The following is a 13,987-nucleotide window of genomic DNA, read 5'->3' as shown; positions in this document are numbered from 1 at the left end:
AAATCCCCCCATGGGTTAGCTTGCTTCAGTCAACTGTAATGTCTGGGTAAGCGTTCTTCGCTTGTTTTTTAAACTCTTCGATTGCTTCTTCCTTCGACTTCTTACCTTCTACGTACTGAAGGACTGAAGCGCCGTAGAGCGTGTCGAGCTGTTGGTCGTATTTCGTGACGATTCCTGGTGTGATTTCATCCGCTTGCTCGAGGAAGAAGTCATAGTTGTTCTGTCCGCCGAGGAACTCATCGCTGAAGTCGTCTTTGATTTTGTCGGTAACTGGCTTGTAAGCGAGGACGTCGCCTGTCTCTTCAGCCCAGCCAGTCAAGAACTCTTCGTCTTGTGTCATGAGCTTAACGAAATCGTAAGCAGCTTCTTTGTTTTTCGATCCTTCATATACGCCGAGCCATGTGCCGCCCCAGAAGTACGGGCTTGGGCCATTTGTGACTGCCCAGTCACCGGCTGTGTCTTTCGCGCTGTCTTTCAAGACGCTGTGAAGACCCCATGTTGGGAGGACGTAAGAGAAGACTTGTGTCTCTGTCTCTTTGCCACCTTCTTTAACTTTGATTGGCTTCGACATACCTTCGAACCAAGATGGTGACCATTCTGGAGCAAGTGCCGTGTATTGTTTCTCACGAAGTTCTTTCGCGTAGTCCATGTAGTTGATCTTGTCTTCTGTCAACACGAGTTCGTTGTTGTCGTTTACCCATGCTTCTGGGTTCGCGCCTTGTGAGAACCAACGGATCGCGCCTTCGTCTGGGAACATTTTGTAGCCTTTTTGCTTCATCTTCTCAGCAACTTCGAAGACGCCGTCCATCGAACTCATCATGTTGCCGATTTCAGTCGGGTCATCCGTACCGAGCACTTCTTTTGCTAAGCTACGTTTGTAGTAGACGCCACCTGGTGTCGTTTGCCACGAAAGCGCGCGCACGTTGCCGTCTTTATCTTTCCCAAGGTCGAAGACGTAAGGGATGTAGTCGTCTGAGATTTCATTGACGTTGTAGGGCTCGTCTGAAAGGTTTTCCCAATAGCCTGCGTCAACCCATTGCTTAAGGAACGCGATTTCTCCTGTGAAGACGTCCGGTGCCCCAACGCCGCTTTCAAGTGCCGGCTTTAGTTTCGTCGGATAGTCCGCGATTGGAACGATTGTCAATTCAACCTTAACGCCGTTCTTCTCTTCGTATGTTTTGATTGGCTCTTTAAGCTCGTCCGTGAACGACCAAACTTTAAGTACGTCGTCTTTGCCGCCTGTCGCTTCTGAAGATCCTTCGTCGTTTGAGCACGCGCCTAAGACGCCGACTGATAGTGCTCCGATAGAGAGTAAGCTAACTAATTTTTTACGCATGAGTGAACCATCCTTTATAAGTAGTTTTTAGAAAGCGTTTTCAAGGAGAAGTAATAATTCATCGAAAGCGCTTTCGAAAATAACTAAATAAAATATCGAAAGCGGTTTCGATTCGAGGTAAATGATTTTCGAAATCGCTCTCTTCTCTCCAATCCGCTGAAGCGAACAGAGCGACTTCGAAACATCATCGTGACTTGTTTACTTTTTAATCGGTGCGCATGACGCCCGTTCAATCAAGCGGACTGGGATGACGCGTCGTTCCGTGCGTCGTTCTTTGGCCGTCATCTGTTCAATCAACAGCTCGGCCGCCGCCTCTCCGATTTCGTCCGTATCTTGACGAATCGTTGTCAGCTTCGGAGTGATGTACTTGATCATCTCGATATCATCGTAACCGATGATAGAGATGTCTTCTGGGACCCGGAGACCGTGTTCATGAACGGCTTCGATCGCGCCGATGGCCATTTGGTCACCTGCGACGAAGACGGCAGTCGGCGGTGACGCCAATTGTAACAACTTCTCCATCGCCTGCTTGCCTTCTTCGACCGAGAAGAACCCGGCGTTCACCAAGTATCCTGGTTGAATCGGCAAGTCGAGCGTTTGCATGGCGAGCTCGTACCCTTTCACCCGGGCCGCTCCAGCGTCAATCGACGAATCTCCGGCGATATGTGCGATGGCGCGATGGCCTAACTCATACAAGTAGTTCACAGCCATGCGGGCCCCTTCCGCGTTGTCCGAATAGACGACGCTACAGTTGGCGCTGTCCATATCGACCACGACAATCGGGATGTCGCTTTGCATGAGTTCTTGTACTTGTTCATCCATCCGGTCCGAGCAAATGACGACAATGCCGTCGACCGCTCGGTGTTTGAAGTGCTCGAGGTAACTCATGTCGCGGTTGCGGAGGTTACGCGAGGCGAAGATTAAATCATATCCGTGTTCCTCGGTGGCGTGACGGAAACTTTCAATGATGCCATTGAAGAACGGATGCTTCATTCCGACTTCGTTCGCTTCTGAGAACATGACCCCGATCGCCCACGACTTTTTCGTCGATAACGACTGCGCGTGCGCGTTCGGCAGATAGTCCATCTCAGCCGCGGCTTTTAATATTTTGGCTCTCGTCTTTTCGCTGACGTCTTTATAGTTATTCAACGCTTTAGAGACGGTCGTAATCGAAAAGCCCGTTTTTTTTGCTAAATCATAAATCGTACCCATGTCAGTCTCCTCTTCCCGAAAGCGCTTTCGGTAATTTGATTGTAGCGCAAGAATTTGTAGGAATCAATTCTTTTTCGTGGAATATTTTGAGATTTATTTTCGTACCGTGTTTCTTCTATACTACTGCATCGACCTACTTTTTGTCGTCAGTGTGTTCGTGTATACAACCAAACGAGATTCGTAAATTTCTGCACTTCCGTCTCCCCGGTCACGCCTTTAAACAGACGTTGGAACGGTTTGAGCAATTGCTCGATGACGATTTTCCGGAGCCGGTCTTGGTGCAACTCATACGTAATCGCCTCAAACAAATCCTCTTGTTCTTCAGTCATCTTGACATGCGCGTGAATTCGTTCCGCCATCTCAATCAATTCGTCTTTCGTGACGAGATTTTTATCGGTCGTCCCACGCATTTGATCAACTGTGACCGGGTTTAGAATGTGCTCCCCTGTCTCGATCATACGGTTTGCCATCAGTTCCACGTAAGCGTATAAGTTTCGCACCAACTTTTGAATCGAGTACGCCGTATTCGTGATGCGGAGCGTGAACATGACATGCTGTAACATCCCATTGAAAAGTACAGTCAATTCGACCGAATACGGACGAATCGGTTCGCCAATAATCTCAGTCAAACACATCGCGAGCCACTCAATCTCATAGACGCGATGTTGCAAGACTAGCTTCTTCAACTCTGGCTCGTTCGCCGACATGATCGACTCGAACAAGGCGTGCAAGTTCCGCTCTTCATTCAATTGAATCAAAATCGAGATCTGTTCAATGAAGACGTCCTTGTCCCGTTTGTCCCGTCCCATCTGCATCTCGATTCGGCGTTGGCCGGCGTCATAGCGCAAGTTTTCGAGAATGTTGGCGACACAGTCCGTCTTCGAGGCGAAATAGTTGTAGAACGTCCCTTTCGAGATATTGGCCCGCTCGATAATTTCTTGAACCGACGTCTGCTGCACCCCGTTCTCGATGAACAGGTTCATGGCGACATCAGCGACTTTTCGTTTCTTATCTTTCATAGAATCATGGCTCCGTTCTGCTTGTTTTGTACCTTAAGTATATCATTTTGAACTGGCAGTACAAAATGGTTGATTTATTTGTACAACGGGTATAAAATCATCACATCGACACTTACTAGTATATAACTATTCAGAACATAAAGGAGCAACTCGTATGAAACCAGAATTCCAAAAGAAACCGCCGTACCTCATGCTCGCGGTTCTCTTTGCAGGGGCGTTCATCGCCTTCCTGAACAACTCATTATTGAACGTCGCGCTCCCATCGATCATGGTCGACTTAGAAATCGCCGACTACTCGACGGTCCAATGGCTCGCGACGGGCTTCATGCTCGTGACGGGTGTCCTCGTCCCAGCGTCAGCTTACTTAATCACTCGGTTCTCAAACCGAAGCCTCTTCATCACGTCGATGGCGATTTTCGCCGTCGGTACAGCCATCGCCGCCTTTTCACCGAATTTCGGTATCTTACTTACCGGTCGGATGATTCAAGCGGTCGGGGCATCCACGATGGGTCCACTTCTTATGAACGTCATGCTCGTCAGCTTCCCACGTGAGAAGCGCGGGACGGCGATGGGAATCTTCGGACTTGTCATGATCTCAGCACCGGCAATCGGCCCGACGCTTTCAGGTTACATCGTCGAATACTACGACTGGCGCGTCTTGTTCGAGATGATTCTCCCGCTCGCCATCATCGGGCTCGGGCTTGCCATTTGGAAAGCCGAGAACGTCATGGTGCAAAATAAAGAGCAATCGCTCGACTATCTATCGCTCGTCCTATCGACGATCGGTTTCGGTGGCGTCTTGTATGGTGTCAGCTCAGCGAGTTCGGATGGTTGGGATAACCCAATCGTCTTGACGACGATGATTGTCGGATTCGTCGCACTGATCGCCTTCGTCATCCGTCAGCTCAACATGGAGAAACCACTGCTCGACCTACGGGCATATAAATATCCAATGTTCGCGCTCGCCTCGATCATCGCGGTCGTCAACGCCGTCGCCATGTTCTCGGGGATGATTTTGACACCGGCTTACGTCCAGAGCGTCCGCGGCATCTCACCGCTCGACTCGGGGCTCATGCTGTTGCCAGGTGCCATCATCATGGGAATCATGTCACCGATCACCGGCAAGCTGTTTGATAAATTCGGACCGAAGTTGCTCTCTATCACGGGTCTCACGATTACGGCCATCTCGACGTATATGCTCGCCCACGTCCAACTCGATTCGACGTACACGTATATCGTCACGACGTACACGCTCCGCATGTTCGGGATGTCGATGGTGATGATGCCGATCATGACCAATGGTCTCAACCAGCTACCGACGAGCCTCAACCCGCACGGAACGGCCATTAACAACACGGCCCAACAAGTATCCGGTGCGATCGGGACGGCAGTCCTCGTCACCATCATGAACTCGGTGACGAAAACAGAAGCCGAGTCACTTATGACCGGCGTCGACCCAGCGACACTCACCGAGAGTGCGATGGGTGCGTTGACGCAGCAAGCGTTACTTTCAGGGATTCAGTATTCGTTCTATGTCGCGCTCGGCATGAACATTTTGGCGCTCGTCCTCGCCTTCTTCGTGAAACGAGTCGATGTTAAAAAACTCAATTTCAAAGAAGACGCAGAAGAACTCAAAAAAGCGAATTAACAAAACAAGCCGTCCTGTTCGATTAGGACGGCTTGTTTTCTGTTTATCTCTTTGTAAAACTCAAGTCATGCCGACTCGGATGTTCCGGGTCGAACTGGCGAATCTTGCGTTCGTAATACATCGTCGTCGCCGCTTGGCCCGCAACCGCCCCGAAGAAAATCATCATCCATAAGAACAGATTTGACTGGAATCCATGTTTAAATAACAGGCAGAACCCGATGGCTCCGAACAGCGAGACAGCGTTGCGCCCAAGATACGTGCGACGAATGAACTTCTGGACGGACGGTTCGGCTGTCAACCGTTGCATGAATCGGCTCTCGCGCCATTCCAGGTAAATCAACACGACGAGCGCCGCTAAGAAGACGATTCCATTACCCGTTTGAAACTCGTTTATAACTAATAACACAAATGACATCCCGACCGCGATGACGACTGATACGTGCAATGGCATCCATCGTTTTTGATACGATTGAATCGAACGCATGCGTGCTTGTTTCTTCATTCCCATCACCTCGTCTTTAGTTACGTGAGCAAACTGGTTTTAGTTTCGTTAAAAGAAATGCTTCATGATTCACCTTCATAAATTTGGATGATTCCTCCCGTTTAATCGAAATGAAATAATTAATAAACCTAATATATGGTATTATTTTCATAGTTTATTCGTTGATTATGGGAGGAACAAGGATGAAGCGTGTAGTCGTTTATTGGGTAGGAGTTACTTTAATACTATTTTCATTGATTAGTTCGACACCGTCCGTTTCAGCTGCGTCAAAAAAAGAAAATCGTGCTATTATGGGAACATCAGCATTAACACCTCAACAGATGGCGGACTTTGTCAAAAAGAAAAATCCAAAAAACGTCCGGCTTCAAGCTGTGACCGTCGAAGAGCTCGCCAAACTGTTCATCGTCATCGGTGCAAAAGAAGGTGTCCGTGGCGATGTCGCGTTCGCGCAAGCATTGAAGGAGACCGGTTACTTCAGTTACAAAGGTGACGTGCTCCCGAGGCAACATAATTATGCGGGCATCGGAACGGTCGGTAACGGGGTAAAAGGCCATACGTTCCGCTCGCCTTTCCAAGGCGTCACGGCCCATATTCAGCACCTGAAAGCATACGCTTCGAAAGACAAACTGAACATGAAGCTCGTGGACCCTCGCTTCCGTTACGTGAAACGAGCATCCGCACCAACATGGCCCGCCCTCCAAGGCAAGTGGGCGATGCAACCGAGAGGCAACTATGGCAACGACGTCCTTGCAATCTACAAAGAGATAGAACGGACAAAACTTCGCGTCGCCAAAAAATGAATGACCTACAATGACTTACAGGGGTGAAAGATAGTGACTTGCAACCAAGTACGATTGTTTAGCGGACTCGCACTTCTCGTGACCGGCGTCGCTTTACTACTCAAACGTTAACAGGCATTCGGGCACCTGCCCGGATGCTTTTTTCATGTAAACTGAAAGAACAAACTTGAGGACGTGTACGCGCTACGCCCGTTAGGGAGGAATAAAGCATGTCGACTTGGGATAAACGGTTCAATACGGATGAGTATGTGTACGGGGAAAACCCGAACGCCTTTGCGAACCAACAGGCACACCTGTTCAAACAGGGGATGCGTGTGCTCGCAATCGCAGAAGGGGAAGGACGAAATGCGGTTTGGCTCGCGGAACAAGGAGTCGCCGTGGACATGTGGGACTACTCGCGAGTCGGTCTTGACAAAGCAAACCGGTTAGCAGAACGTCGCGGGGTCACCCTTCACACCCGTCTCGTCGATTTGGCCGAGGCCGATCGGCCGGAAAATGTCTATGACGCTATCGTCTGTATTTACGGACATTTTCCAGATCACGTAAAAAAATCCGTCATTGCAGGAGTCGGGCGTGCCCTAAAGCCCGGCGGTTATTTCGTGACGGAAGTCTACAGCGAGGCGCAACTCACTTACGGAACGGGCGGTCCGAAGCAAAAAGAGTTGCTCTACACGCGCTCTGATTTCGCAACACTCATGGATTCATTCAAAACGATCCACTTTTTCGACGGGACCGTGGAGCGACACGAAGGCTCACTCCACAACGGTGAATCGGCTGTCTTGCAATATATCGGCCAAAAAGTAAGTACCTCGTAAACAAGTTAAACCGACTCGTCGTTAGACGAGTCGGTTTTGTCATTTGAGATTAATGCCCTCGATATTTCCCGAGCGCTCGCATGTTGAGCAAGTAAAGTACCCCAGCATAGACGATCAAACCGAGCACGTAGACCCAGATGCCAGAGAACCCGCTGCCGTACACCATGACTTCTTTAATCGCGGTCGCCCCGTAAAAAATCGGCATGATGTAGCTCAAATTGCCGAGCCCGTACGGAATCAAGTCGAGCGGAATCAATCCGGAGAAGAACACTTGCGGAATAATCGTGAACGGAATCATTTGGACGACTTGAAGCTCCGAACGAGCGAACACCGAAATCGTTGCACCGAACAAGACGGCCGTCCCGGCCATGAGCAACATGACCAACATGACCCAGCCGATATTCCCAAGTGACGTCAGCCCAAGCACGTAAATCGTATAGAGGACGATGAAGACGGACTGGACGACCGCGAACACGCCATAGCCTAGCGTATACCCTAAGATGACCTGACCTCGTTTGATGGGTGTCATCAAGAGCCGTTCGAGCGTGCCACCGCTCCGCTCTTTGACGAGCGCCATCGCCGACAGGATGAAGACGAAGAAGAAGGAGAACAGCGACAAGAACACGTAGCCGAACGAATCGAACGTCGATTGGCCTTCCTCTCCATATACGTAGTTCATCTCGATATCGGCCGCCGGATTCAACTCCGACAGTGCCGCTTGAATCTCTCGTACCGCCTTCGAAGACTTTGTCGACGGTTCTCGGAGCGTGATCGTCGTTCCTTCCGGCGTCGCTTTAAAAATCGCATCGACGTCTTTATTGTCCTCTAAATACCCGGACGGATTGTCGACCGTGTCCAACCGGACTTCGAGCGTCTCGGCTTCGAACGCTTCGACGAGTTGCGTTTGTGCGTTCTCATCGAGCACGACGACCGGCACATAATCCGAGTCCCCGAGCAGGAAGTAGACGAGCGTCAAGATAAGGAGCGGTGCAATCAAAATCAAGGCGACACTCCGCTTATCGTTGAGCGTCTGAAAGATGACGCGTTTCGCCAAGTTACGCATAATCCGTCCCACCTTCCCGACCGGCGATGAGGAACAGTTCCTCGACGCGACCGTTCTCCGTCTGATCTAACAGATGCGGCACGGTGTCGTAAGCGATCAAACGGCCGTTATAGATGAGCGCGGCCCGGTCACACTTGAGCACCTCGTCCATGACGTGCGTCGAGACGATGATCGTCGTCCCGTTCGCCCGAATCGCTTGAAACTGATCCCAAATCTGACGGCGTAAGATTGGATCGATTCCGACCGTCGGCTCGTCTAAAAACAAGACGTCCGGTTGATGCAGGATAGCGATCGCGAGTGACAGCCGTTTTTTCATCCCGCCCGAGAAGTTTCGGACGAGTTTCTTGCGGTCGGCCGTCAAATCGACGAGCGTGAGCACTTCCGTGATGCGTTGCTGCAGTGTCGTCTTGCTGAGCTTATAGATGGAGCCAAAAAACTCAAGGTTCGCCTCGGTCGACAAGTCGTCATACAATCCATCGTTCTGAGGCATGAAGCCGATGTTGTGCAGCATATGCATGTTTGGCATGACCGTCTCCCCTATTTGAATCGAACCGTTGTCTGTGGCCAAGGCACCAATCATCAGTCGGATGAGCGTCGTCTTCCCTGAACCGGATGGGCCGAGCAGGCAACAGATATCCCCTGAGTTGATGGTAAAGTCGACGTGGTCGATGGCCAATTGGTCACCGAACGATTTACTGACGCCGTTCAGTTGGATGTCCATAGCGATTCTCCTTTTCGATGCCCGATTCATGTACACTTGATTAATAGACACCGTGTTGGTTTATACGTTCAGTATAGACCTCGTCCGACAGCCCAACAATCGGCAATATCGGCCATCGTGTCGGTTATCAGACAGTTCACACCCAAGTGTTGGATAAAGGAGAAAAAACAGATGGGACATGAAGATTTACGCATCACGCGAACGAAACAATTGATTAAGAATGCCTTTTTTGACTTGATTGACGAGCACGGGTTCGAGGCGGTCACGGTGAAAGCTGTCACCGAACGGGCCGGCATCAATCGCGGGACGTTTTACAGTCATTATGCGGATAAGTTCGACTTGATGGAGAAGCTGATTGAAGTCATTTTTCACGAGGCCGAACGGAAACTGGTCAAACAGATTCCGCGTGTCTTTGGTGACCAGCGCGGACCGGGCGCTCATGAACTGCTCGTCCCGTTCATCCGCTTCATCGAAGACGATAAAATCTTGATGAAACCGCTCCTAGGCCCGAACGGTGACCCCCAGTTTCAAGCCCGGCTCCGGTCGTACATGCACGCGGCGCTCTTCCAACGCTCCCCGACGGTGTTGTTCGATGCGACGAAAGCACTTGTGCCGGCCGACTATCTCGTGTCTTATATTTCCGCGGCCCATATGGGGGTCATCTACGAATGGCTGTATAACGACCGTCCCGAAACCGCAGAGGACATCGCCCGCATCATCTATACAATCACGTTCGAAGGACCGGTGACAGCCGGCGGTCTGAAGCCGTAAGTTTTTTCCCAACATCCACTTTGATCATTTTGTACATTCGAGCCCGATATGCATGTTCATTCTACGCGAAGCAGGGAATAAGAGACGTGATGGCAAACTGTTAGAGTAGACATCACGCGTTCCTACTTAACAATAAAAAATACATGGTGGAAGAAGGGCGAAACACATATGCAAAACGTGAACAAATCGGTGATTGTGATCGGTGGCGGACTCGGCGGGATTTCCGCGGCGATCTCACTCGCACAAAAAGGATACGACGTCTCCTTATACGAAAAGAACGACCATATCGGCGGGAAAGTGAACCGGCTCGAACAAGACGGCTTCGGCTTTGACCTCGGCCCGTCGATTTTAACGATGCCACAAATTTTCGAGAAGCTGTTCGAAGGTAGCAGCAAGCGGATGGAAGACTACGTGCCAATCAAACGGCTCGACCTCGAGTGGCGCTCGTTCTTCCCGGACGGCACCGTGCTCGATCTCTACCATGATTTGGACGTGATGGAGCGCGCCAACCCGACGTTGTCCCGCAAAGACATGTACGAGTACCGCGAGCTGTTGAAATATGCCGAGCGGATTTACAACACGACGGAGAAAGCGTACTTGAAAGAAGGCTTTGAATCACCGCGCGAAGCGGTCGCGAAGAACGGTCTGTTTTCGACGTTGTTCGGCTTCGATTTGACGTCGACGATGTACGACGGCATCGCCAAGCGGATCAGCAACCCGCATTTACGGACGATGTTGTCGTATTACGTGAAGTATGTCGGGTCGTCCCCGTACAGCGCACCGGCCGTTCTGAACATGATGATTTACATGCAGCACGCCCAAGGCTGCTGGTACGTCGAAGGCGGGACACATAAACTGGCGGAAGGGCTGACGAAACTCGCGGAAGAGATTGGCGTTCAGCTCCATACCGGTCAAGGCGTCGTCCGCGCGCACACGCTGAACGGCCAACTGACGGCCATTGAACTCGAGGATGGACGGCTACGCTCTGCTGACTATTTCGTCTCCAATATGGAAGTCATTCCGTTCTATCAGAAGATGGTCGAGGCCGACGAACAGTTCGTCGACAAGCTCGTCGAGAAGTATGAACCGGCCAGTTCCGGCTTCGTGCTTCATCTCGGTGTGAACAAAGAGTATCCGGCGCTCGGCCACCACAACTTCTTCTTCTCGGAGAACTTGCATGAGCAAATGGACAAGATTTTCGAGCAGCACGAACTGCCGGACGACCCGACCATTTATTTGGTGAACGTCAATAAGACCGACCCGACACAGGCACCGCCCGGGCATGAGAACATTAAAATCTTGCCGCATATCCCGTACATTCAAGACAACCCGTTCACGCCAGAGGACTACGCCGCATTCGAAGAGCGCGTCCTCGACAAACTCGAGCGGATGGGCTTGGACGGGTTGCGCGAACATACGGTGACACGTGACGTCTGGACGCCGCACGACATCGAGCGCACGTACGGTTCGGACCGTGGCGCGATTTATGGGACCGTCGCCGATAAGAAACGAAACGGCGGCTTCAAGCACAAGAAGCAGAGCAAGCTGTACGACAACCTCTACTTCGTCGGCGGCACGGTCAATCCCGGCGGCGGCATGCCGATGGTGACACTGAGCGGCCAGCAAGTAAGTGATCAGATTGCGAAGCGCGACGGGGTCGCGAATCGATGACCGACTCGTTTTGGGAACGATACCGCTTCAAGTTCTATACGATTGGCATGGTCATCTGCGGGATTTTGGTGGGCATGTTCGCCTAACGAAGCCAAATTATATCTTAATTTAAAACACCCTATGGAGAAGCAGATGGACTCACCAATCTGTATTCATCCATAGGGTTTTTATCGTGACGAGATACGATGATCCATTTTGTTTATTAGACTCAATCTCTATGATGCAACTTATGTGGATATTTCTGTAAAGTGTTCATCTTGTATTGATGAACAAGGAGGTAGTTGCTACACTGATTTCAAATATATGGATTGGTACAGAGGAAGGCGGTTCGTGCATGAAAATCAAGCTCGATATTAGTAACGAGCGCTATGACAAGATTAAGTCTATGCTCGAGGAAAAAGGAATTGAAATAGATGATACGGCCGACCTGGTACTGAGTACATCTACTCCTTTTGTTCAGCATTTGACTGTTAAAGAGAAGGACACGAATGAACGGATCGTGTTACCAGTAGCGGATATTATTTGTATCGAATCCTTTGGCCATACAGTGGAAATTGAAACGCAAGCATCCGTTTATGTCGCTACTGATCGATTATACCGGCTCGTCAGTTTGCTCGATCCGACGTCTTTTTTACGAATCAGTAACTCTGTTGTCATTGCAACAAATCAAATCAAACAAATCAAACCCACTCTTTCCACAAAATTTATCCTTACTCTAACGAACGGAAAACGCGTTGATGTGACAAGGAGCTATTACTATATCTTTAAAGATCATTTTCATATCTGAAGGAGACAACTTTATGAGCATCCCTATTTACATCATCGCGACATGCATCGTTCTATTCACCTTTATTGTGACTATCACGCTTTATTTTCAGGCCTACAAGCGACACATCAATCAAGCGCTAATTGGCAACTTAAAAACACGTTCCCCGATGATGCCGCCTTATAAAATCACTGTCATCCTGTCAATTGTTCTCTTAGTAATCAGTGTGTTGATTAGTTATTTTGCGGGATACACCAATGCGTACAAAGCATATGAGGAAGATATCTGGGTTCTCGCTCCGTCTGATATTCAGACATTTTATGCTGAAATTCAAGGAATCGAAGACAATCAGATAACGGTTAAAGGTAATTCATTTAACGATGAAACGAATCAAACACTTATGGAATATGAAGTTTTTGAGGAACAAGTATCCATTTATAAACAAGAGGAGACGCTCTCTCTATCAGATTTATCCAAAGGTGATTTGATTTTAATCACCTTGTTGACGAACCGTTCGGGCACAGGTGTGTTTAAAATACAGGTAGTGGAGAAGCAGTGAAACGCCAATCAATTTAAAAAGCCATAAAAGTCGAGGCTCTCGAATTTTATGGCTTTTTGGTTCTATTCAGTTCTGCTTGTTCGCTGTTCCAATCATTAGCTTTAGCACGAAAATGATTCCGCCTAACACGATAGCATAGGTACCAAGCAAAAAGAGCATGTCAACCACTCGCATATCCATTTTAATCTACGCACTCCATTCAAAAGTTATTTAGACTCAAGATCTCGTTCACATCTTCAATGTACATCGAGTCGACTTCAAATACATCGGTCCCTTCCATCCCACGAGTGAAGAGCATCTTGTCATCTTCTAAAACCCAGACGTTCACCGTCGCCTCCATCGTGAACTCAGATGGATTGTTCACTGTAATGACGTAGTCGGGCATACCCTCGACCTCCGCCGCGGACAAAGGACTCGTCTCAATCAACTCAAGAAATCGTCCAATTTCCGCTTCGTCCGTGAGCGTATCGCCAGAATAGACGATGTTGCTCTCATCTGTATACGTCCCGACGACGAGTTCACGACCATTCTCATTACATGCGTTCAAAAATAGTAATTCCACAATTAGAAAGAAGACTAGTCTTCGTCTCATCCATCTGCACGTCCCTTTGGTTTACTTAAACTGATTTTTAGACGCATCCCGATGCGCTGTCCGCAGCTCATGGTTCGTCACGTGTTCCGGATCAATCAACTCGATTTTTCGGTTCACCCATACCGACAAGAAGATGAACGGGATGAACAAAGCGAGCAGCATGACCGCGAAGATGACGAGCGAGCCTTCAATCGCCCAGGCGATGGCGATGAAGATACCAAGCAAAATGACGTTCGCGAGCACGATACCGAACTCGAGACGCACGAACTTCTGATAGCGTGCCTCGTCATTGAACGTGAGCAGCAACTTCATCCGGTGCCACGCCCGATAGAGGCTCGGCAATTGGGTCGCCATAATGATGACGGCAAACGTCAATAACGAGATTTCTTGCGTGAAGATGAAGTAAAAGGCGATTCCTAAAATCGCGAATGTGAGCAGAAGTGCTGTCCGGTTCACTTTCCGCTCATTCTCGACCATTTGTTTTAATCGTTCGTTCTTTTCAATCATAGTTA

Annotated in this window: 15 protein-coding genes; 7 read left to right on the top strand and 8 right to left on the bottom strand. The window is 49.5% G+C overall.

Annotated features, from left to right (window positions below; all coding sequences use genetic code 11):
- Positions 1 to 25: 25 nt before the first annotated feature.
- From KNP72_RS13635 to KNP72_RS13625, 3 genes are all read right to left on the bottom strand, one after another.
- Positions 26 to 1,336 (bottom strand): ABC transporter substrate-binding protein, encoded by a 1,311-nt coding sequence (locus tag KNP72_RS13635; protein ID WP_214716116.1) that lies wholly within the window; start codon positions 1,334 to 1,336, stop codon positions 26 to 28.
- 198 nt (positions 1,337 to 1,534) lie between these two features.
- Positions 1,535 to 2,548, bottom strand: coding sequence for a LacI family DNA-binding transcriptional regulator (locus KNP72_RS13630; RefSeq protein ID WP_214720131.1), 1,014 nt, complete (start codon positions 2,546 to 2,548; stop codon positions 1,535 to 1,537).
- Positions 2,549 to 2,694: 146 nt separating this feature from the next.
- Entirely contained in the window at positions 2,695 to 3,567 is an 873-nt protein-coding gene (locus tag KNP72_RS13625; protein WP_214834013.1) for a TetR/AcrR family transcriptional regulator, read from the bottom strand.
- Positions 3,568 to 3,721: 154 nt separating this feature from the next.
- On the opposite strand from KNP72_RS13625, the gene KNP72_RS13620 reads away from it, so the two are divergent.
- Positions 3,722 to 5,215, top strand: a complete 1,494-nt coding sequence (locus KNP72_RS13620) for an MDR family MFS transporter (RefSeq protein WP_214834010.1) — start codon at positions 3,722 to 3,724, stop codon at positions 5,213 to 5,215.
- Between the two features lie 43 nt (positions 5,216 to 5,258).
- On the opposite strand, the gene KNP72_RS13615 is transcribed toward KNP72_RS13620, so the two are convergent.
- Positions 5,259 to 5,717 carry a hypothetical protein gene (locus tag KNP72_RS13615; protein WP_214834007.1) on the bottom strand — a complete coding sequence of 153 codons (459 nt, stop codon included), beginning with the start codon at positions 5,715 to 5,717 and terminating at the stop codon, positions 5,259 to 5,261.
- 290 nt (positions 5,718 to 6,007) lie between these two features.
- Here KNP72_RS13615 and KNP72_RS13610 point away from each other — a divergent pair, with 290 nt between their 5' ends.
- Both KNP72_RS13610 and KNP72_RS13605 read left to right on the top strand, forming a co-directional pair.
- On the top strand, positions 6,008 to 6,517 hold the full coding sequence (locus tag KNP72_RS13610; RefSeq protein ID WP_251129027.1) for a glucosaminidase domain-containing protein: 510 nt from the start codon (positions 6,008 to 6,010) through the stop codon (positions 6,515 to 6,517).
- Between the two features lie 209 nt (positions 6,518 to 6,726).
- The gene (locus KNP72_RS13605; protein WP_214834001.1) at positions 6,727 to 7,332 is read left to right on the top strand and encodes a class I SAM-dependent methyltransferase; all 606 of its coding nucleotides are present in this window, start codon (positions 6,727 to 6,729) and stop codon (positions 7,330 to 7,332) included.
- Between the two features lie 49 nt (positions 7,333 to 7,381).
- Here KNP72_RS13605 and KNP72_RS13600 read toward each other — a convergent pair whose 3' ends face one another.
- The gene (locus tag KNP72_RS13600; RefSeq protein WP_214833998.1) at positions 7,382 to 8,395 is read right to left on the bottom strand and encodes an ABC transporter permease; all 1,014 of its coding nucleotides are present in this window, start codon (positions 8,393 to 8,395) and stop codon (positions 7,382 to 7,384) included.
- Positions 8,388 to 9,116 carry an ABC transporter ATP-binding protein gene (locus KNP72_RS13595; protein WP_214833995.1) on the bottom strand — a complete coding sequence of 243 codons (729 nt, stop codon included), beginning with the start codon at positions 9,114 to 9,116 and terminating at the stop codon, positions 8,388 to 8,390. The genes KNP72_RS13600 and KNP72_RS13595 overlap by 8 nt, the downstream gene beginning before the upstream one ends.
- A gap of 171 nt (positions 9,117 to 9,287) precedes the next feature.
- Between KNP72_RS13595 and KNP72_RS13590 the strand changes: the two genes are divergently transcribed.
- The 4 genes from KNP72_RS13590 to KNP72_RS13575 all read left to right on the top strand — a co-directional run bounded on the left by KNP72_RS13590 (position 9,288) and on the right by KNP72_RS13575 (position 12,883).
- On the top strand, positions 9,288 to 9,887 hold the full coding sequence (locus tag KNP72_RS13590; protein WP_214833993.1) for a TetR/AcrR family transcriptional regulator: 600 nt from the start codon (positions 9,288 to 9,290) through the stop codon (positions 9,885 to 9,887).
- Between the two features lie 168 nt (positions 9,888 to 10,055).
- On the top strand, positions 10,056 to 11,558 hold the full coding sequence (locus tag KNP72_RS13585) for a phytoene desaturase family protein (RefSeq protein WP_214833990.1): 1,503 nt from the start codon (positions 10,056 to 10,058) through the stop codon (positions 11,556 to 11,558).
- A 334-nt stretch (positions 11,559 to 11,892) separates the two neighbouring features.
- Positions 11,893 to 12,345 (top strand): LytTR family DNA-binding domain-containing protein, encoded by a 453-nt coding sequence (locus tag KNP72_RS13580; RefSeq protein WP_214833987.1) that lies wholly within the window; start codon positions 11,893 to 11,895, stop codon positions 12,343 to 12,345.
- A 13-nt stretch (positions 12,346 to 12,358) separates the two neighbouring features.
- Complete coding sequence (locus tag KNP72_RS13575) at positions 12,359 to 12,883, top strand: hypothetical protein (protein ID WP_251129026.1); 525 nt, start codon at positions 12,359 to 12,361, stop codon at positions 12,881 to 12,883.
- Positions 12,884 to 13,082: 199 nt separating this feature from the next.
- On the opposite strand, the gene KNP72_RS13570 is transcribed toward KNP72_RS13575, so the two are convergent.
- Positions 13,083 to 13,445, bottom strand: a complete 363-nt coding sequence (locus KNP72_RS13570) for a hypothetical protein (protein WP_214833985.1) — start codon at positions 13,443 to 13,445, stop codon at positions 13,083 to 13,085.
- A gap of 51 nt (positions 13,446 to 13,496) precedes the next feature.
- Positions 13,497 to 13,982: a hypothetical protein gene (locus KNP72_RS13565; RefSeq protein WP_214833982.1), complete on the bottom strand. Its 486-nt coding sequence runs from the start codon at positions 13,980 to 13,982 to the stop codon at positions 13,497 to 13,499.
- Between the last annotated feature and the right edge of the window lie 5 nt (positions 13,983 to 13,987).

It is taken from the genome of Exiguobacterium sp. s152 (assembly GCF_018618335.1).
In the GTDB taxonomy this organism is placed as follows: Bacteria; Bacillota; Bacilli; order Exiguobacteriales; family Exiguobacteriaceae; genus Exiguobacterium; species Exiguobacterium chiriqhucha.
Note: the sequence above shows the minus strand (reverse complement) of the source record. Positions and strands in the feature narration are given on the sequence as shown.